Origin of the sequence: Bacillus cereus group sp. MYBK15-3, from assembly GCF_051916765.1 — a bacterium.
Lineage (GTDB): Bacteria > Bacillota > Bacilli > Bacillales > Bacillaceae_G > Bacillus_A > Bacillus_A cereus.
On the sequence record NZ_JBQAHG010000001.1, the window covers coordinates 809,989 to 830,135 of the forward strand.

Below are 20,147 nucleotides of genomic sequence, written 5' to 3' on the forward strand. Positions count from 1 at the left end.
TCACCCTTATTTACTTTTCGTTTTAGATTTTGTATTTCGCTTTCGCATTCTCTCATTCTCTTCCCATGACATATTAAATGACTTGGATTTAAATCTACAGTACGCCAATAGTTGGAATTCTGCCGCTCCAATGGCTACTGCATACATAACAACATTACACATAACATAACCAAACATTGTGTTTAATGAGTAATTATTATTTATATAAATCAAAACAAGAAGAATTAACACATAAATTACAGCACCTTGTATAACATGTCCCTTTGTTTTACTAAAAAACGAATCTGATTTGTCCCCACTACTAAATGCACCTTCGCTTGCTTGTTTAAATGTATCAACTGTTGTCACAATATGAACAATAATTCCACCTAATACTAATAGACCTACATAAACACGTGTATTGAGATCAATTGAATGCTCAATCATTCCAGAAAGAACAAATAACGTGCATCCGATAGTTCCAAGTTGAAATGCATATAATAATATAACGAGCGTTTGTAATTTTTGAAATTTATAACGAGCTTTAGGGAATAAATATAGAATTAAAAACATTACTTGCAAACCATATAACACTAATTCAATCCTAACAATTACCTTATCAAACAAGGTAGTATAATAATCTATTCCTCCTATAAAAATAATAACCATAAATAATGAAGTATAAAATATCGTTCCGAGCATAAATCCCGTCGCACCTTCAAGACTTAAACGCCTTCTGCATGTCATCCGAAATGCTTCTAAATCTTCCTCTTTTATATTCCACATCCTGACTTTTCACCTTCTATACAGTTTAAATAATTTTCATTCACTAAAATCCCATTACATTCCTAACTTTTTAAGTACATTCATCTTTGTGTAACTATATTCAGATAATATTATCTCTATATTAATTACCGTACATAATCAGAATACTTTTGATAGTTCAAATAGCCTTCTTTCTCCTCAAAAGCTCTAAATATTCTTCTCTCTTTCACTTAACCATATCCCTCATACTCTATTTTTGTTTCTCTGAAATTGCACTCACTTAGTAAAAACGTTACTGTCATCACAATTGTATCGAGATAATATAGCTTTAATTTTATCTTCAGAAAGGTGATAACCTCCCATCAACAATATGCTAGGAGGTTATTACAGTTATTTAAAATTTGTTTTTTATTTTAATGGATTCGATTTTTGCAAATAATAATGTTATTTAATTTGAGAGAAGCGAATACTAAAAACATACTGCTTAATAACTCGTAATTAAGTCTTTCCCCTCATATCTAGGGTCTTTCTCAACTTTACCATCTTTTGTTTTGATGACTTTTAGTCTACCTAACCACTCTGCTCCGTTATATGTCTCTTCACTTACCCATACATTATGCTTTTTACCATCTACCTCAACTACTAATGTGGGGTGTGTAAACATGAATTCCTTCTCTACATGCCTACCTACAATTTCTGCATTTAATGATGTACCTTCTTCAACTAATTTACTATTTTGATACCCTTCGATAATAGGTAATCCAATAAATACAAAAAATATCAATCCAAATACGATTACTTTCTTCTTTGTACTCCATTTATTCTTTTCTTTCAATTCTTTCTGTCTCGCTTCTCTTTCTTCGCGTTCATCCAAACTCTCATTTAAAGCATCTTCCCATGCCTTAATTTCCGCTTCGATTTCTGCTTCAGCTCTTGCTAGTTTTTGTAATTGTTCATCGGTTGCTACCATCTCATATGAGTTATCTCCAACCAAACGAATTTCAGTACCATTTTCTTTTACTTTTCGCAAGTCTTTTTCTGTACAATTAAACTCTCGAATGATTTCCCCTTGTGTGTTTACCAATCTAACGTAAATGTTTTTTTTCTCCTTCTTCTTAAACATCTGCACTCCCCCTTATTTGTTTCCTATCATAGATAACCCTATTGCAATTAAGAGAAAGAAAACGATAATAAGGAAAGTCTTCCCTTTGCTTACTTGTGTTGTACAACCTTCCAAGACAGCCCATATAAGAATTGGAAAAAGAAGAATACCTAGGAGAATATCAACTAACTTGTTGCTACTCTTCTTTAGTGGTTTTTCTTCTACTATCGGTTTTATCTGAACAGCTTCTTTTCTTATTTGTTTCGGTTTCTTTTTCTTGCGTCTATGATTCACCCAACTTACTCCTTTTAGAATAACTTTTTCCTAACTATAAAAATACCGAAATATCCCCATTTTCCATTTTATAAACCTGTCCAGGTATTACAAAATCTGTGGCTTTAATGGCGCCATCCAAAGGACCATATTCATTTATAAGACTGCGGCAATTCTTCATATTGGTCCCGTATACGTACTTAACCACATCCTTATTTAAAACAGGCGCAGGATTTAAAGCTAATACGTTTATATTATCTTCTTGATGTCTTAATGCAACTGTATTCGCTGCTCCGCCACCTAAAGAGTGCCCTAGTAAAGTTATCTTCTTTCCTTTATTACCCGCCTTGACTTTTTCATAAAATTTTTCTGCTTGACTATACTGAAATTCCGCTAATGACCCCAATATAGGTGAATTAGTTAAATTATGCAGCCAAATTGCTCCATCGGTTGCTAAATAGCCTATTTGGCTCGGTTGGTTTCCAACGTATACAATGAAAATTTCATGCGTGTTTCTATCCTCTAAAGCATATGCCCCAAATCCAGTTACTGAATGAATATCATCAGAAACTATAAGATTAGCATTAAAGTTGTCTTGTAATTTCTATTTATTTATTATTGGATCAGAATTATTATATTTTTTCTTGTGCATTATAATCATAAATATCTCTTGCCGATAATCTTAATTTTCCTACATCACTACTTAATTTATAATCTTCCTCGTTCGCCATATTCTCCCCCTTATATATATTAATGGCTTTCTTTAAATTTCTTTTCATATTGTAAATAATCTTTTTTTGATTTCCGATTATTTTCTTCTTTATTACGTAAATATGTTGTTATTTCTTGATCATGCCTAATCATATTATTTTCTTCATTTCTTTGTTTATAGCCTATCGAAATTGTTATCTCTGTTATTTCCATCGGATTTTCCTTTGTATCCTTAGCAGAATTAAATTCAATTAGTAGTGTTGCATAACTAAACTTCCCATACTTTAATTCTAAATTCCCATTAAATATCTCTTTAAATTGAATTTCTGATAAATTATAGCTTATCGTAGCTGGTTGGCTGAAGCTTTTTTTATTCACATTTGGTTTCAATTCTTTTATTCCTTGCACTCTATTAAGCATTAATTTTATATTAGACATATCTTTCCCTCGATTTGAAGCTTCTAGCTGTCCATTTTCGTATCTTATATCTGACTTGAATACAACTTCTTCTTTATATTGTGGGTTGTCACTATGTTTTTCATCCTCAACTGGAGTATTGACTTTCTTTTGTGCCTCACCAAAAAGAATATTATCTTTAATACTATAAATACCTTGCGTTGTTTGATAAACTACTCCTATTTGCTTATTATTATCCTCAATAAAAGTGCTATCCCTAACCTCTTCTTTCACATACACATACCCTTCATCACTCGCAGACATAACCGTCTTCATATCACCTTCATCCAATGCCTTTACTAATCTCTCATACTCTATCTTCGTCTCCCCAAAACCACATCCACTTAATAAATTTGCTACTATTGACAGAACTATTATCATCTTAGCTTTCTTCTTTAACTTCATACTGACACCCTTATTCAATCAAAATAAGCTTTCCTCTTTCCATTTTTGGAAGAGGAAAGCTTATTTCCTTTTAAATTTCTTTTTTTCCCTTTATTTCTAACTCTTGTGCTTGTTGTTGCTTTTTATTTTTTTCAATTACTTTTTCAACAAACTCATTTCGCCACATTTTAAACTTAGCTGCGAATTGACCTTCAATTTTATTTCGATACCCTTCAAATTTAACCTCTGCAATATCCGTGTGGTTAAATAATTTATACGTTTCTTCGGTTAAACCCACTGGATGCAACACTCCACCATAATCATAGAATGTGTTTTCATCAAGTAATAAACCTCTCGTAGTGATTACATACTCCACATCTTCCTCTTCTTTAAGACCCAATCTTACAACACTGCCTAAAGGTAATACTTTATCCATATAGTCTTTCATATTAATTCACTGTCCCTTTTAGTACGCTAATTTTCTCTTCTATTTTTTGTCTTTTTTTCTCTAATTGACGGATACGATCAATAAATGCCTCACGTGTTTTTCCTTGTAATGTGCTATCAATACTACTCTCTAACCTTCTAATATCCCCCGTTAAAGATGCAGCTGCTTTTTCCAATTGCACTACAACGTTTATAATTTGTTCTCGTCCACCACTAGCTGGAAATGTACTATGAACTCTTGACATTATTGTATGTAAATCCACCTTCATTCCCCTCTCTTTTAAATTTATAAACTTGGAGTTTTAATAATATGAAACTGCTCCTAATTCTTCGTCTTTTGCAAACATAGAAAATACCGCTTCTGAAACATCGTCGTTTAATTGCTTTAAATCTTTTGATAACTCCTTCACATCTTTAGCAATTTCACCTAATAAAGAACGGTTTATCCCCCTGCTGTTGTCATTCATAAAAAGATTTAACAATGAGTGACGATGACTTAATATATGTTCAGATACAATTGCAGCTACATTTGTATCAACTACAAAATCTCCTTTAAACAAATCTAGTAAATCTTGCACGTAAGAAGCTGCAACTTCTTTTGCAATTTCTAAAATTTCACTTGTAGCTAAATATACTACAACACTTCCAGCTAAAAAATTTATAGCAGTATTAAATACAGACTCTAATACTTCTAAAACTTTTTCCTTACATTTCGCTAAAGTTGTTTCAATCCATTCTACAGCGATATCTATCGCTCCTTTTATTTCAACTGTAGCCATTATACTAAATTGGATTGCTTCTGCTGTAATTTGAGATTTTAGCCCTTCATACTTTGTATTTAATCTTGAAAAACCTTCTTGAACTTTATCTTTTAGCTTTTCAAGCTCCTTGCTACCTTGTACAATGTCCGAGTAACCTAATATTCCGTTTATAATAGTAGAAATTGGCGTTGCACTTAATATCAAATTAAGTGTAACTCCAGCTATCTTTTCTTCATGTATAGAAACTTTTCTATGAAATACATCATGTATAGTTCCTGTGTAAATAGCCCCAGCAGATTGAGCAAATTCCAGAAACCCCGGGATAGCATCCCACCCCGTGTCATTATCACTTGTTAGTTTATCAATCCATATTAGATGTCCATTCTCATCATAATCCTTCTCTGTAAAAGCATATGAGTGTCCTGCTTGATTCGGAATTTTATACATTCTTCCTGGAAGTGTGAAGTCTGCTGCCTTTATCCCAATATGTAGAGGATCATTCTGATTAATGATATTCCGAACATTTTTCATATCAAACCCATTACCGAATTTATCTACATCTCGATTTAAAACTGGAGCTGGATTTAGTGTTAAAACATCAATATCGTCTTTTTGATGCCTTAATGCTACTGTATTTGCAATACCTCCGCCCAAAGAATGTCCTGTTATACTAATAGTTTTACCATTAGCATATTGTTTCATTTTTTCATAAAATGCCTCTCCTTGGTCATATTGTTTTACTTTTAATTCATGTTCCCAATTACTAAATGCTAATTTATTTGCATTTGTTAAATTGTGAACACCTATCTCTGCATCTACTACTACATCACTATTGTTGTCTTTTCCAGGTTCCGTCCCAACATATGAAATAATAACTTCTCCTGTTTTATTATCTTTAAATGCGTAAGCAGCAAATCCGGTGTCTTTATCTTCTGCTGAATCTATTAGTCTTGCATTAAATTTTTTTTCTAAGAGATCTTCGTTTTTCTCTTCGGCATCCTCCCCAATATTATTATACGGTTCTTTGCCATCTCTAAAATTATATATATCTTGCCCAGCGAGCTCTAACTTTCCCATATCAGAGTTTATTCTTAAATCCTCTTTTTTTTCCACACCTTTCTTCAAAAAAATCAGCTCCCTTAGAATGATTTATTATTTTGAAAAGACTTTTCATAATTCACATAATCTTGCTTGGCTTCCTGATCATTATCCTTTTTACTACTAAAATTCACAGATATTTGCTGAGTATGTGTTAATAATTTTCCCTCACTATTTTTCTTTTCATATACAATTGAAATTATTAATTGTATTATTTGCATTGGATGCTGTTTCGTATCTTTAGAATCGTTAAAATTAAATACAATTGATGCTGTTTCAAAACTATCATATTGCAAATTCAATTTATCGTTAATTATTTCTTGAAATTGTGATTCCGTTAACGTAAAACCAACTGTATTTGGTTCATTAAATTTCTTTTTATTTCCATCTACTTTCAGTTGTAAACTCCCAACACCTTGCAATCTATTAAAAATTAGTTTTACATGTGAAACATCCAAGCTCGAATCAGTACTGTAACCCTTTCTATCTTTATACATGAACCTAGTGCTATATTTTTCTTCTTCTTTATATTTATTATCCTTATGTCTATCTTTTATGTTCTTAATATCACTTGTTATTTTTTGAGTGGTCTCTCCATACAATAAATTTTCTTTCAAATTATATATACCTTCAGTAGTTTGATATAGTGTATTATGAATTCTGTCATCACCATTTTTTTCTGTCGTAAAATCAATAACCCGTTCCTTCACATACGCATACCCATCATCACTCGCAGACATAACCTTTCTCATGTCACCTTCATCCAAAGCTTTGACAAATGGCTTATAATCTATTTGCTTTTCCCCAAAACCACATCCACTTAATAAACTTGCCACTATTGACACGACTATCATCACCTTAGCTTTCTTTTTTAATTTCATACTGTCACCTCGTTAGTTACTCTAGGCATTTTTAGTTTCATTATGTTCCCTTTTTGATAGTAATACACTTCATCTTTACCTAATGGTGCTTCGTTGCTTATATATTTTATATTGAAGATACTTTGATCATTTAATGGCATTGCGATAATTGCTGCTGTTAGTTTACTTCTCATTTTCATAGGTAGAGCTTCACGATTTCGGTCCATGTAGTCGTGGTGACCTGCTAATACAAAGTAAATACCTACTGTACGAGATAAATCAATTAAAGTCGCTGCATCCTCCATTTCTAAATAAACAAATTTACTAAACTCTTCAACATTTGTCATGATAATGAGTTGTTTTGTGAATGCAGGAATTTCTCTACCTTCTTGTCTTGCTTGTGCTAATTCAAGAGCTCGTTCACGAATTACTTCCATCCAATACTTCGCATGCATATTGATTTCATTTTCGTCTACAATGTAGTGCGTCACATCGTCTTTATATTGAACGAAACTATACTCTGCTGTATCCACCAACGTCACACTTTCAAAATAATCTTTATTCAATTGAGATAGGATGCTAGATACAATTTGTTTTCTCATACTATCATCTACACTATAAATCATTAAATGATCATTCACTGCAATATCATGAGCTACAACTTCTACGTTTGCAAAATCAAGCCCCATTGGAATTCTTGCTGCTTGTAGAGCTTTTGTAACGTCTTTATTTTTACGATAAGTAGCAATATCAATCACTTCTGGCATCATTGGAATTGCCTTCGGACGTTCTCCATCCCATTCTCGATCCATATCATTTGCTTCTTGTTGTAATAATTGAATTTGCTGTAATTCATCTTCTGCTTTCGTAGGTAGTGCAACCTGGAATAATGTAGGAGATTCTAGTTTTATTAACGCTCTTCCTGCTGTTTCTTCCACTTTTATATCAGATCTCCCTACAATACTAGCTACTTCACTTTGATCAATCATATATAGGCAAGTTTGGATTTTAATATTATTGTACAATTGAATTCTAAGTGCATTTTGTCGCCCTGCACTAATTAAGGTATGAATTCCTAAACTTGCACCATCTCGGACAATTTGCATAATTAGCATTTCAAAGCTTTCATAGAACTTCGCTTCTTTTACTGCATCATAATTGTCGATTGCAATAATAATATGTGGTATTTCTTTCCCGCTTGCCTTTTCATACATTTCAATATTTGCAACGTCATATTCACTTAATAATCGTTTACGATTTTTCATTTCTTGAGTTAATCTTTCAACAAACTTTAAACATTTTTCAGATTCATCAATCGTAATCGTATCCGCTACATGAGGTAATCCTTTCAAAGGTAGAAGACCATTTGTTCCAAGGTCCACTAAATACACATGCAAATGCTCCGGACTATGCTGACGAGCTACATCCATAATGACTGATTGTAAGAATGTTGATTTTCCGTAGCCTGGACTTGAGAAGACCGCTACGTGTCCGTCTTTACTAATATCTAGTGTTAATGGTGTTTGTGATTGTAATTCAGGCTGATCTAGTAGACCAATTGTTGCTTGTAATGGTTTCTTTTCTTTCGTCCATGCTTCTTTGAACTGAATAGCGTGTAAGTCTTGTAAATATACGCTTTCTGGAAGTGGTGGTAACCACGGTCTAGCTAACGCTTCAATTTCATTTATTTCTGCGTAATCGTGAATGTAGTCAATAACAGCATCCAGTTCAGATGGTACGCTTATTACTTCTTTACTGCTACCAAGTCCACTTAAGTCTTCACTTAATATTTCATATTGTCCTAGATCATTTATTGCATAGATTGTTGCGTCTAAATGTTCTTTATCCTCTTTATTTTCTACATAGTCTGCTCCGCTCCAAGCTGATTGGAATAGTTCATAAATTTCATTATTCCCAACTTGTAAGTAAGCACGTCCTGGTAATGTAATTTCAGCGGCATCTGGCGTTTTTAAGATTTCATTACTATCTGACGTATTTTGAACTTTTAGTGCTAGTTTGAATTTCGAGTTACTCCAAATTTGATCATCTACAACACCACTTGGTTTTTGCGTAGCTAATATTAAATGAATTCCGAGTGAACGACCGATACGCGCTGTTGAAACTAACTCTTTCATAAATTCTGGTTGTTCTGACTTCAGTTCCGCGAATTCATCACTAATTAAAAATAGATGTGGCATCGGTTCACTTACTAAGCCTTCTTTATACAGTTTTTGATACTGATTAATATGGTTTACATCATTTTCCCCAAATAATCGTTGTCTTTTTTGTAATTCAGCTTTAATTGATGCGAGCGCCCTCATACTTTGTGCTCCATCTAAGTTCGTAATTGTTCCTAATAAATGCGGTAAGTTTTTGAATAAATTCGCCATACCGCCGCCTTTATAGTCAATTAGTAAAAAGGCTACTTCGTAAGGATGGAAATTGACTGCTAGAGATAAAATATACGATTGTATAATTTCCGATTTACCTGAACCGGTTGTACCTGCTATTAACCCGTGTGGTCCGTGTGCTTTTTCGTGTAAGTTTAAGTTTACGATATCTTCTTTCCCACGTAATCCAAGTGGCACAGCTAAAGATTTATGCGCTGCATTTTTCTCCCAACGACTTGTGATATTCAGTTCTTTTACTTTTTCAACGCCGTACATTTCTAAAAATGTTACGCTTTCTGGAATACTATTTTTTAAGTTTTGCAAATGATTTAATGGTGCTAATGCCCGTGAAATATCTTCTAAATTAAACCCTTTCGGTACGTGATTTAGTTTAAATTGACGGTTAACAAGCTCTCCTTGCTCTAAGATGATGTTCCCTTGTTTTGCATCTCTTATATCTATTACCGTTTTCACATGCTCCGGTAAACTTTGCATAACATCTTGTACAAATACAAGTGATACACCTAATTGACTCGGATCATCATTAAAGAATTCCATAACAACATGGTCTAATATTAGTTTTTCATCTGTAATGAGAACGACATAGTGCGGTGCAAAGTACATTTTTTCATTAGTAGAACTTTTTTCATCTAGTTTTAATTTTCGTTCTTTCAATATTTGATACAAACTATTTAACACTTGATCACGGCTACGATCATGGTATACAAATCCACGTACATTTATATCGCGAACACTTCCATGAGGTAACCAGCGCATCCAATCCCATTTTTCTTTTTCTTCTTCCGGAAAAATAGTAATAAACTGCAAGTCATAATAACTATGGAATAAAGCCGTTTGTGCAACTAATAATTGTAATTGCTCTAACACTAAAGAACGTTGGCCAATATAACCGACTGGTCCATTCATTAAATCTGTTACAACTGGTACATCTTCCAATGATAGATAACGCTGTCTTAGTTCACGTGCTATATCAATTAATTCATCTTTCGTTTGACTAAACTCTTCTTCATTAAATTGAATTTCAAAACTCGTATTAGCTTGTCCTGTTCCAACGCTAAATGTTAAGAAATCATGATGTAACATTGTTTTTTCATAAATTCTAGGATTTACTTGAACTGCCATATTACGTATTACTTCTACATTTGGATTGTGATAATGTAATGCGTGACGCTGTTTTTCACTTTCTGCATGTAAATCTTTCGTTTTTTGTTTTATATACTCTCTATAGCTTTTATCTCGTTCAACAATGTCGACTTTATATTGCTTCAAATTTTTAATATACGATGTGACAGAAACAATGATTGTTACTAATGTCATCGCAATCGATGCGATAATAAACATTCCATATTTCATGAAAATAGCAAGTAATACAGTTACGACAATCATGACAAGTGAAGGTGCAATGATTCTTGCTAAATGCTCCGTTGGTTTTGATGGCATACTTGAAGGCTTTGCAATTGTCATTTTCTCTTCTGGTTCACGGTAAATAATACGTGGTGAACGATGATAGTCTGGATAACCACTTTGATAATTCGTTTCTGATTCTACTAAAATAGGTAACGCAGATTTCACTTTATCTTCTGAAGAAAGTACTTGAATGTCTTCACTACCAATCTCCAATAAAATACCATCAAAATATAATACGTCTCCTGATTCCAACATAACGCTATCTTTTAACTTCGTATAATTATGAAATACATCCCCGCCATACACGTTCACTTTAAAAGAATCGTACAACGTTTCGCGAGATAGCATTAAATCTACACTAGTCCCGGTAATAGAAATATCATCGTAATCGTTTTGACTCACTGTAAGAGAATGTTTCGTTCCAATATCAAACACTTTAGTTGTGCCAACAATAGATATAAAGATTTTCAAGCTCACATCTCTTGTTTTCCCAATCTCAATTTCCTTATTGAATACTATTAATTGATCCTGTACCATCCAAGCATTTACTTCATTATTCCACTTTAACTCTACTTCTTGTTCTAAACTTGGATTCGTAATATCATTTGTCCACTCTTTTCCAATCGACACTATTGATTGCTCATTTGGATGTAATGTGCACTTATATATTTTGTCTCCATAAGTCAATACTAATAGTTGCTCCATCCGTGTTCACTGCTCCTTTTCAACTGTCTCATCAATTGCTTACTCTTTTTTCTCTGTGTCCGACAAATTTTTATCGTTTGATGAATTGCCATATTTCTTTTTATATTCATCTAATTGTTGCTCATATGTTTTTAACTTTTGATCACGTTCTTCCCCTGATAAATCTGGATTATTTTTCAGTGATTCAATTTGTTTAACAAGGCCGTACATAATAAGCTGAGGATCATCAAGTGTCTTAGCTAAATCTAATGATTTATCAAAATTACCTTTTCCGTTATACATCCAATACAGCAAATACTTTTCATCACTTTTCAAACTAATATTTTTCATAATTGATTTCTTTTGAGCTTCACCTAGTTTTTCAGCTGTAATGTATGCAAATGCTAACTCATATTTAGATGCAATCGGTAATGATTCAAACTCCTCTTCATTCAATTGCGTAATGACTTTGTCATAATCAGTTGCTATAAAACTTGCATTTGCTTCTAACAATTTATTTTGGTAAGGAAATTTTATAAAAGTGAAATATATTAAAGGAGCAGCTAAAATAACTGTCGCCGCTATGAAGGAAAAAGCTAAGTATTTAAACGATTTATAGCTTTTTTTAGGTACTAACTGCATATTTTTTTCTGTTTTTGTTTGTTCCTTCTCAAAGCTGTCATCAAGAAACTGCAGTAATGCATCTAAGCTTTCCATTTGAGCAACGGTCTGTTCAAATGTTGTTTCTTTCGCATCTTTTAGTAACCCAGCATACAAATCATCAAAGTTATGTTTTTGGGAGAATAAAGCAATAATTAGACACTTATATTGTGTTAAAAATTGCTCTTCTAATAACGGGGTTGGCGGAACAATATCTCGAATTCCTCTATGTATAATACTTGGTATTAAATTAGCATTAAAAACTATATTGTCTGGATGTAAAAAGAACGTGATTCGTTTATTTAAATATTTACGAAACTGCGCAACATTCCGAAGTAGTCTTAATTTCTCATTTCTTCCAAAACGGCTAAGATCGTCCCACTTATATAATTTTTTATCTACTTGATATAGAAACGTAAACATATCATCCGTTTCTTCTATTGTTAATGGTACAAATTCAGATGATTCGCCCGTAATTATATCGAATTGACGGAAGTCTTTTATACGTGTTTGAGATTTGGTCATCTCCAATTTCCAATTTTCTTTTTCTATTTGAAATTGATAGTTCATTGCATCAATTTGAATTATTTTTTCCGTCATGTTTATCCTCTTCTCCTTTTCTTTATAACCCGTAATAACTTATTTTCAAATAACTAAAAGTAAAAAATATTCTTTATAAAACTTGCAAAATATCTCCATCTGTTATTTGGTGATCAATTAAACGATCATTATCTGTTAAAACAATTGACTTATTTTTCACTTTAATTACAAAATGTGAACCTTCATGATTATCAATCTTTAGCGTATCTAATAAGTTTTTTAATAAATATTTAATAGATTGATGATTCGGAATACGCAAATCATATGTATTTCCATTCCATTTACTAAAATCTACTGTCACATTGATATGTGTTTGTATTGCCATCGCTTTACCTCCAACTTTTACGAAGAACTGTATAAATACCGATGCAAATAAGTAGAATGCCGCCGCCAAATAATAATATTATTGTTATACTAATTGGCTCTTCATTCATTGTTTCATTACTCGCTACTTCATCTGCACTTTTTCTGACAATGTATTCACTGCTAAACAAACTATTTTTCGTATCTTTAACACTATTATTCTCTTTTGTTTTTGTAAAAAGAGAATCTCGCAAAGCTTCCATATCTTTTTGTTCTTTCTTTTTCTTTTTCTCAATTTCTTCCTCAATATCTTTGTTAAATAACTCAATCGATGCTTTATCTAATTCTGTTTCTTTATGTTCCTTTTTATTTTTTTCTTGGTCGCTTTCTTCAAGTCGATCCACTTTAAACTTAATCTTCCCATCATCACCAAGATAACTGTCAGCCGCGCTCCTTATCGGTAGCGCGACAAACAGTAAAAGGATAGAGAGAAATGATAACTTAGCCACTATGCTCCATTGTTTGATCATTTACTTCTTTTTCCTCCCATTTCTTATGCCATACAAATAGATTACTAACCAATCCAATAATGGCAATTACAAACAATACGACAAAAATAACTTTCCCAGTATCTTTACCACTAATAAAATCATTTAGAAAACTTTCTATATACTGAAGCGGTGAGAATTGACGTATCTTTCCGACAGACGACATTTGATCTACTTTACTTCCAACTGCCTCAGTTAAAAATAGGTACATGCTTAAAAATACTAATAGTATAAACATTCCTACCATTTTTATTTGTCGTAATAAGTAGGTTGAGACCAATACAAACGCCATCATAATAAATGTGATGAACGCAATCCATAGTAAACTTTGATCCTGACCGAACTTTAAAAGACGCCCAGAAATGATACCTATACTAATCCCTTCCACAATTGATATACCGAAAGCTACTACTGTAGTTGGTACATTCATATCAATTAATGAGAATTTCTCTTCAAAATGATCTGATTGCATTCGTTTCTTTTCTTGATTCGCAATTGCGTATGCTGTAAATAATGCAACAATGAAACAAGTTAATACAATTAAGTACGGTGTAAAAGCATTTCCTGCTACAATTACTCCATCATTTTGCTTTTGAACTGGACTAGCTAAAAAGTCATATAGCATCTCATTTTGACGATCTCCAATACGGCTATTCGCTAAAATTTTCGTAAAGTTTTTGGAGAATGATTTATCATCTTCCATTTTCTTCGTAAAGTCATTTAATAATAGATCAGCTTTTGAAACAATTGTCGTTCCGCTGTCTTGAATTTCTTTTGCTTGTCCATTAATTTGATCAAATGTTTTATATACATCGTCTGAAGTTGCTAAACTATGCTTCGAACTTTCGACCAATGACTGACTTTGCATCATTAATGATTTAATACCAGAATCTAACGATAAAATAGCTGTTTGCTCACCAGCATGATTTGTTGTTAATACTTGCTGCTCTTCAACTAGCTTTAAGCTATTCTCACGCCATTTCGCTAAACCTTTTAAATACTCTCCTAAATTTTCATTCATACTAGTTGCTTGTTGCGTCGTTCCATTTAATTTCTCCGCTAGTAGCATAGAATTTTGATCCGCACTAGTAATAGATTGTTGATAAGAGTTTATTTTTTGTTTTAAACCTGACATATCTTGCTTTATTTCTGTAGTAATACTTGATGAAACAAGATTTGAAATTAAATCAATTAAACTTTGTTTATTTAATACGTAGTACAAAGATTGATCCGTCGCAATTGCATCTAAACTTCCCTCTTCTAACTTAGGACCTACATCTTTCGTTCTTAAATCAATCCCATAATACATTTCGTAAAGGCTCATTAAACCTTGATAACTTTCGACTGTATCTACTGCTTCTTTTATTAATACACTAGATATATTTTTTGTTAATACTTCTGCTTTTTGATGTACTACTTGATTCGTTGTACTTTCAGTAACTTTACCGTTATCTGTTCCCGTTTCGCCTCCTGGATTTCCTCCGGTCCCGTTGTCTGTTCCCGTTCCGCCTCCTGGGTTTCCTCCGGTTCCGTTGTCTGTTCCCGTTCCGCCTCCTGGGTTTCCTCCGGTTCCGTTGTCTGTTCCCGTTCCGCCTCCTGGGTTTCCTCCGGTTCCGTTATCTTTCCCCGTTCCGCCTCCTGGGTTTCCTCCAGTTCCGTTATCTTTCCCTGTTGTGTTTTCCATTTTTTTAATAATAGGGTTTTTAGCATTGTGTACTAACGGCATTATGCCATACTGTGATTTATGAACCACATTTTCCACCTTGCTATTTTCCGTTTGTGTTCCTTTATCTTCTTTGTTAGGTTTTTCTTTTTCAGGTTTATGAGTCCCACTCAATTCCCACTGCCACATTACAGGAGAGAAAACATCTATATTGATGTTTGGATCTTTTAACTTCACATTCAGATTAATTTTTATATCCCCTTCATTACGAGGAGGTATAGTGATTTCTCCGTTTTTCTCCAGAAACATACTTGTGTAATCCACATCATCTATCTTCAAAGCTTCTGTACTTCCATATAGTTCAAACTCTTCCGGAATACTTATCTTCAAAGTTTGTGCAGATTCCATTTTAATTACTTTCGCAGTATCACTAAATGTAATTCCCTCTGTATAAAGTCTATCCTTTACTTCTTTAATAGCGTTTCCTAAAGATATTTTATTTACAGGATCATAATAAAAATTATTTTCTTTATTATATTTTTTTGTAAATTGAATTACATTTTGCAGTTGTAATTTCGTTGTATCTGGCAAATCACTTTGACCGATTTCTTCCATGTTTAAACTAGGTAATTTCGCAATTAAATTCTCGATTTGTTTCTTTATTCGAGCATCTGGTTGTTTCATTAATGTATTTATGAAGATTTCTTGCTTTCCATCATTCGACATAGATTGCTTTAACTTCTTAATTACCGTCTCTTGAATATCACTTTCTAACTTTCCTGCAAGTTCTGTATCATATTCAGATACTTGTTTTTTTACATCTGCTAAATATTTTTGAATCGCTGCAGCATCAGTTAAAATATTTGGTTCTTTCTCTGAAAACGTAAATTGATTTGAAATACTTTTATTAGCTGATTCCAATGCACTTAATTGCTTTAAAGCATCGCCTGTATTCATATCATTCATATATTGATTGAATTGATTTGTGAAATTATTCGCTAACAAATTGTTATCAGTTTGCATTTTTTGAAAGTTATTAAAACCATCTAAATACGTACTGTTAGATTTATTCCCTTCATCTAACGCTTGACCGAAACCTTTTAAAACATCCTGAAATCCTTTGAAACTATTAACAGAAACACCTGTATAATCTTGTACTGTTTTAAATTGACTTGTGTAATTTGCTAACGGACTATGTATATCTTTTTTATACATAGTTGTTTGAACGTTTCCTTTTTCAATTATTTTACCTATATTATCTTGTGCACCTTGTAGCTTACCGATAATACTCGCAAAATAAACGTCGATTATTTGCGTATTGAAATCTTCTAAAATAACAGAAGCTGTATTTTCTGCCTCAGCTTTCAAATCCTTATTCCCAGTTGCATTTACTTTGTAGTTTAACGTTAATTTCTCTGGAATCTCTGAATCAATCGCAACTGCTTTCCTAGAAAAATCATTTGGAATAACAATCATCATATTGTAATTATTATTTTTCAATCCATTTTCCGCTACCCCGCGACTAACTACGTACCATTCTTGTTTCGTATTTTTATTTACATTTTTAACAAATTGATCTCCAAACGCTATTTTATTGCCCTCAAATACAGTGCCCTGATCTTCATTTACCAACGCAACTGTCATTTTTGGTGTAGTATTCTCATTAGCTTTCTTAACATTTTGATTTAATGCTAAATAGGAGACCCCTGTCGATAGTACAAGAGCTAAAATAATAAACAACAAGATGCTCCATTTGAACTTTTTCACTACTTATCACTCCTGCGACTGCGAGTCTATCTGATGAAAGACTTCGTATCTTACTCTAGTTTTAAAGTAATTTAGCCATACAACTTATGGTTGCATGGCTAAATTATATATTTCTTTTTATCTGTCTTATTGTAGACCGAAATTACGAGAAAGATCTTCGTCATGTCTAGCAACAGCTTCTGCAGTTTTATTAAGCTGCATATTAATTTCTTGTAATAGCTGTGCGAAGTTTTGTACTTTTGGCTTTAATTGATTGAACTGTTGGTCAAAACCTTCGAAAGCACGACCTTCCCATTCTCCTCTTAATTCATTTTGTAAGTTTTGTAGTTGACGTAAAATGTCCTCAATTTGATTTGCACCTTGTCCATATCGAGTCGCTTTCGATTTAAGCTCCTCTGGTGACATACGAATTTGTCCTGCCATTATTAAATCCCCCTTAAAATTAAAAAATAGTAAAATTAACCAATAATCAATTCTACAAATTGATTATATCAATAATTTAAAAATTTCTAAACAAAAAAATGATATTTTTCCAAAATTTCTCTTTTACTATAATAACGATATATTGTATAATACTAATTTATTTGTTTTTTAAGCACACTCTATAAATCGACTATAAAATAAAGGCAAACCATCTATTTTATACTTTATCGCTTTAAATTCCAGCGATAAAGTAGCCACTAAATCATTGTTTTCTCCCATTCAGAATATAATACTCACTTCAAAGTCATAATTACCTGCCTTTCAACAAACCCAAACTCTTCGTACATCTCTTTTGCAAAATTCCCAGCAAATACATTCAACCGAATTTCTAAATACTTCTCCTTTAATTCCTTGATACCAGCTTCCATCAGTTCTCGCGATAATCCTCTCCCGCGATATTCTGGGAAAACGTACAATTCATATATAAATCCAAGTTTTTCACGAGAAAAATAGTCTGTATTTTCCCCTATTAATATCCATCCCATTACTTTATTTTTTTCTTTAACGATTAAATAGTATGCTCCTTTTTCTACAATCGGCTTTGTAATTTCAATCGCTTTCTCGGTACTTAATTGACAATTGCCTCTCGTCCCTTCAAAAAGCGATTGAGCCGCACATTTTAATATTTCATTGGTATCTTCTTGATTCGCCTTAATTATCATTTTTACAACTCCCCTTGAATAATAGGCATTACTATCGCTTGTTCAAGATTCTCCGCTTCCATAACAATTGCTGTTAATCCGTGTTCTGTACTTGTTTCATGGAGCTCTCCCTTTTCCCAAAACACAGCTTGTCCCGCCTCTATCTTTATCTTTTCTTTATTTACCCCACATACATATCCTGCTCCTTTCACAATAAGAAGCAGTTGAGATACAACTGCTTCATGATTACCGATGATTCCATTCTCGTGTAAATGCATAGCACCGATATGTATATTCCCTCGATGGTTTAATATTTTCGACATGATGAAATTAGATTGAAATACTGATAGGTGCTTTCCTACTTTTTCACTAAAATCAAAAATTTTCATTACTAGTCCTCCTTATACGTATAAAACCATCCTTACTGTCTGCATCATATGTCCTTCAAAGTCTTCTTCAAATTGCTCTAATTCAGCAAAACCTTTCGCTTCATAAAAGCGTTTTCCTTTTTCATTTGCAGCTTCTACATGTATGTACAACTTCCGTATCCCATTTAATGCTTTAATTCCTTTTTGTAATAAAGCACTTCCGATCCCTTTTCCTTGCTGATCTGGTAACAAATAAATCGCACCTAATTCCGCTTCATTTTGTAGTCTAACAGGTGAAAAGTTCGCAAACCCTATTACTTCTCCTTCTTCTTCCGCAACGAATAAATGCGTATTTTTAAGACGATATTTCATTTTTTCATCAGAATATGCCTCGTCTAAAAAACTGTCTTGAATTTCTCTTGGAATAATGCCTTCATATGTATCATGCCAAGCTATTTTTGCTACTGATTGTACAGCATGAATATCTTCTTGCTTCATTTCTCTAATTATATATGTCATCTCGATGTCTCCATTCTCTTTAAATTATATTCTGCTAATATACTAGAAGAAATGGCAGAACCATTTTCATAATTCACCTTAATTAATTTTAATTTCTCAATTGAAGCTGTTACAAAATCAAACTTTCCATAAATATATTCCATTACACTTAAAAACTGCTTTGTATGTAATCTATTTGCAATTGTACAATGCGGAACCCATTTTCCCGGTACGTAATATGAATTTGGGTTGTCATGAAAAGTTTTAAAATAATCATGATAAGAATAATGAAGTTTTAACAATTCATCGGTAACGGTCGGCGCTAGAAAGACCGTTCCATTAGTAGGAAAAATTCCAACAGAAAGAAAAGTTACTGCGTCCATATTTTCTTGAATAGCTACAAACTCCCCTAGTTTCTCAGTATACAAATGAACATCTAACTCATTATAATCCGCAATCGTTATATGAGGTTCTACTCCAGCTAGTTGATTTGTTCCAATTACATTTGTTAATTCATTTTGCAGTTCTGTAATTTTATTAGTAAACACACGATCAAATGTAGCAATAATAGCGTACAATCTTTCTCACCCCTTCGTTACACATAGCGCTTCCCATTCTTCACGAATCATGCCCATTCGAATAGAATCATAGTATGTTCCGTTATAATAACGACACTTTCGCATTCTACCTTCTAAGCTCATTCCTATTTTCTCCGCTACTTTCATCATTCGTTCATTACCAGACCAAGTCGTGAGCCCTACTCTACCAATTTCCATCTTTTCAAATAATAAATCTCGATATAACGTTAACGCTTCTGTACCGTAGCCACCATTCCAGTAAGTTGGATTATAAATAACAATTCCCATCTCCAACCAACGCGTCGGTTTATGCTCCCAATAAAATCCGACCGTCCCTATAATTTGACCGTTATTTTCTATAATTAAATTTGACAGTGGTTCTTCTTGCAAACGAGTTTGCATCTTCTCTTTATAGGAAGAGTATTCTTGCATTGAGAACGGAAAATATGGCGCATCCCATTTCTTCCATTCTGGGCTTTCTTCTTTAAATATGATATTCCATAATGTTTTTATATCCGATTCTTCTATTGTACGAATTGTAACTTTCTTCCCCTTTAATACAACGTTTTGCATAATTCCCTCCTGCATTCCTCTTTATTTCATATATAATTATAATATTTTTTCTGAAAAATCAAAACAAATATCATTTATTATATTGTATAATTTTGTTATAAGGTACCAATTATTGATTTAGAAAGCT

18 protein-coding genes and 3 pseudogenes are annotated in these 20,147 nt (G+C 32.8%); all 21 read right to left on the reverse strand.

Annotation, left to right across the window (positions count from 1 at the left end; genetic code table 11):
- Positions 1-6: 6 nt before the first annotated feature.
- Complete coding sequence (locus tag ACTFR8_RS04095) at positions 7-765, reverse strand: hypothetical protein (RefSeq protein WP_100619979.1); 759 nt, start codon at positions 763-765, stop codon at positions 7-9.
- A gap of 463 nt (positions 766-1,228) precedes the next feature.
- Positions 1,229-1,867: a hypothetical protein gene (locus ACTFR8_RS04100; RefSeq protein WP_000473571.1), complete on the reverse strand. Its 639-nt coding sequence runs from the start codon at positions 1,865-1,867 to the stop codon at positions 1,229-1,231.
- Positions 1,868-1,879: 12 nt separating this feature from the next.
- Positions 1,880-2,140: a hypothetical protein gene (locus tag ACTFR8_RS04105; protein ID WP_001016548.1), complete on the reverse strand. Its 261-nt coding sequence runs from the start codon at positions 2,138-2,140 to the stop codon at positions 1,880-1,882.
- A 37-nt stretch (positions 2,141-2,177) separates the two neighbouring features.
- Positions 2,178-2,850: pseudogene (locus ACTFR8_RS04110) on the reverse strand (lipase); the annotation flags it as partial.
- A gap of 19 nt (positions 2,851-2,869) precedes the next feature.
- Positions 2,870-3,691: a DUF3952 domain-containing protein gene (locus ACTFR8_RS04115; RefSeq protein ID WP_000768454.1), complete on the reverse strand. Its 822-nt coding sequence runs from the start codon at positions 3,689-3,691 to the stop codon at positions 2,870-2,872.
- A 70-nt stretch (positions 3,692-3,761) separates the two neighbouring features.
- Positions 3,762-4,118, reverse strand: coding sequence for a DUF4176 domain-containing protein (locus tag ACTFR8_RS04120; RefSeq protein ID WP_000656384.1), 357 nt, complete (start codon positions 4,116-4,118; stop codon positions 3,762-3,764).
- Between the two features lies 1 nt (position 4,119).
- Positions 4,120-4,380 (reverse strand): hypothetical protein, encoded by a 261-nt coding sequence (locus tag ACTFR8_RS04125; protein WP_000363098.1) that lies wholly within the window; start codon positions 4,378-4,380, stop codon positions 4,120-4,122.
- Positions 4,381-4,419: 39 nt separating this feature from the next.
- Complete coding sequence (locus ACTFR8_RS04130; RefSeq protein ID WP_000715953.1) at positions 4,420-6,003, reverse strand: lipase family protein; 1,584 nt, start codon at positions 6,001-6,003, stop codon at positions 4,420-4,422.
- Positions 6,004-6,017: 14 nt separating this feature from the next.
- Positions 6,018-6,857 carry a DUF3952 domain-containing protein gene (locus ACTFR8_RS04135; protein WP_070183744.1) on the reverse strand — a complete coding sequence of 280 codons (840 nt, stop codon included), beginning with the start codon at positions 6,855-6,857 and terminating at the stop codon, positions 6,018-6,020.
- A pseudogene (gene essC / locus ACTFR8_RS04140) lies at positions 6,854-11,083 on the reverse strand (type VII secretion protein EssC); the annotation flags it as partial. The gene ACTFR8_RS04135 and the pseudogene essC, both read right to left, overlap by 4 nt.
- Positions 11,078-11,359 (reverse strand): annotated as a pseudogene (locus tag ACTFR8_RS04145) (FtsK/SpoIIIE N-terminal domain-containing protein); the annotation flags it as partial. The pseudogenes essC and ACTFR8_RS04145, both read right to left, overlap by 6 nt.
- A gap of 39 nt (positions 11,360-11,398) precedes the next feature.
- Entirely contained in the window at positions 11,399-12,598 is a 1,200-nt protein-coding gene (essB, locus tag ACTFR8_RS04150) for a type VII secretion protein EssB (RefSeq protein WP_000136611.1), read from the reverse strand.
- Between the two features lie 73 nt (positions 12,599-12,671).
- Positions 12,672-12,923: an EsaB/YukD family protein gene (locus tag ACTFR8_RS04155; protein ID WP_001007571.1), complete on the reverse strand. Its 252-nt coding sequence runs from the start codon at positions 12,921-12,923 to the stop codon at positions 12,672-12,674.
- A 4-nt stretch (positions 12,924-12,927) separates the two neighbouring features.
- Positions 12,928-13,431 carry a type VII secretion protein EssA gene (essA, locus tag ACTFR8_RS04160; protein WP_000595658.1) on the reverse strand — a complete coding sequence of 168 codons (504 nt, stop codon included), beginning with the start codon at positions 13,429-13,431 and terminating at the stop codon, positions 12,928-12,930.
- Complete coding sequence (gene esaA, locus ACTFR8_RS04165; protein ID WP_440026998.1) at positions 13,403-16,879, reverse strand: type VII secretion protein EsaA; 3,477 nt, start codon at positions 16,877-16,879, stop codon at positions 13,403-13,405. Before esaA ends, essA begins: the two co-directional genes overlap by 29 nt.
- A 126-nt stretch (positions 16,880-17,005) precedes the next feature.
- On the reverse strand, positions 17,006-17,302 hold the full coding sequence (locus ACTFR8_RS04170; RefSeq protein ID WP_000918601.1) for a WXG100 family type VII secretion target: 297 nt from the start codon (positions 17,300-17,302) through the stop codon (positions 17,006-17,008).
- 293 nt (positions 17,303-17,595) lie between these two features.
- Positions 17,596-18,024 carry a GNAT family N-acetyltransferase gene (locus ACTFR8_RS04175; RefSeq protein ID WP_000584232.1) on the reverse strand — a complete coding sequence of 143 codons (429 nt, stop codon included), beginning with the start codon at positions 18,022-18,024 and terminating at the stop codon, positions 17,596-17,598.
- A gap of 2 nt (positions 18,025-18,026) precedes the next feature.
- Positions 18,027-18,392: a hypothetical protein gene (locus tag ACTFR8_RS04180; RefSeq protein ID WP_000688078.1), complete on the reverse strand. Its 366-nt coding sequence runs from the start codon at positions 18,390-18,392 to the stop codon at positions 18,027-18,029.
- 12 nt (positions 18,393-18,404) lie between these two features.
- Entirely contained in the window at positions 18,405-18,890 is a 486-nt protein-coding gene (locus ACTFR8_RS04185) for a GNAT family N-acetyltransferase (RefSeq protein WP_000221048.1), read from the reverse strand.
- Positions 18,887-19,447 carry a 2'-5' RNA ligase family protein gene (locus ACTFR8_RS04190; RefSeq protein WP_000270886.1) on the reverse strand — a complete coding sequence of 187 codons (561 nt, stop codon included), beginning with the start codon at positions 19,445-19,447 and terminating at the stop codon, positions 18,887-18,889. The genes ACTFR8_RS04185 and ACTFR8_RS04190 overlap by 4 nt, the downstream gene beginning before the upstream one ends.
- Positions 19,448-19,453: 6 nt before the next feature.
- Positions 19,454-20,020, reverse strand: a complete 567-nt coding sequence (locus tag ACTFR8_RS04195) for a GNAT family N-acetyltransferase (protein WP_001181857.1) — start codon at positions 20,018-20,020, stop codon at positions 19,454-19,456.
- Positions 20,021-20,147: the final 127 nt, after the last annotated feature.

Coding starts and splice junctions, on each gene's coding strand:
- ACTFR8_RS04185 (WP_000221048.1), bottom strand. CDS start 18,890: ATGACATATATAATTAGAGAAATGAAGCAAGAAGATATTCATGCTGTA.
- ACTFR8_RS04135 (WP_070183744.1), bottom strand. CDS start 6,857: ATGAAATTAAAAAAGAAAGCTAAGGTGATGATAGTCGTGTCAATAGTG.
- ACTFR8_RS04170 (WP_000918601.1), bottom strand. CDS start 17,302: ATGGCAGGACAAATTCGTATGTCACCAGAGGAGCTTAAATCGAAAGCG.
- ACTFR8_RS04175 (WP_000584232.1), bottom strand. CDS start 18,024: ATGATAATTAAGGCGAATCAAGAAGATACCAATGAAATATTAAAATGT.
- essA (WP_000595658.1), bottom strand. CDS start 13,431: ATGATCAAACAATGGAGCATAGTGGCTAAGTTATCATTTCTCTCTATC.
- ACTFR8_RS04100 (WP_000473571.1), bottom strand. CDS start 1,867: ATGTTTAAGAAGAAGGAGAAAAAAAACATTTACGTTAGATTGGTAAAC.
- ACTFR8_RS04095 (WP_100619979.1), bottom strand. CDS start 765: ATGTGGAATATAAAAGAGGAAGATTTAGAAGCATTTCGGATGACATGC.
- ACTFR8_RS04155 (WP_001007571.1), bottom strand. CDS start 12,923: ATGGCAATACAAACACATATCAATGTGACAGTAGATTTTAGTAAATGG.
- ACTFR8_RS04120 (WP_000656384.1), bottom strand. CDS start 4,118: ATGAAAGACTATATGGATAAAGTATTACCTTTAGGCAGTGTTGTAAGA.
- ACTFR8_RS04115 (WP_000768454.1), bottom strand. CDS start 3,691: ATGAAGTTAAAGAAGAAAGCTAAGATGATAATAGTTCTGTCAATAGTA.
- ACTFR8_RS04180 (WP_000688078.1), bottom strand. CDS start 18,392: ATGAAAATTTTTGATTTTAGTGAAAAAGTAGGAAAGCACCTATCAGTA.
- ACTFR8_RS04195 (WP_001181857.1), bottom strand. CDS start 20,020: ATGCAAAACGTTGTATTAAAGGGGAAGAAAGTTACAATTCGTACAATA.
- essB (WP_000136611.1), bottom strand. CDS start 12,598: ATGACGGAAAAAATAATTCAAATTGATGCAATGAACTATCAATTTCAA.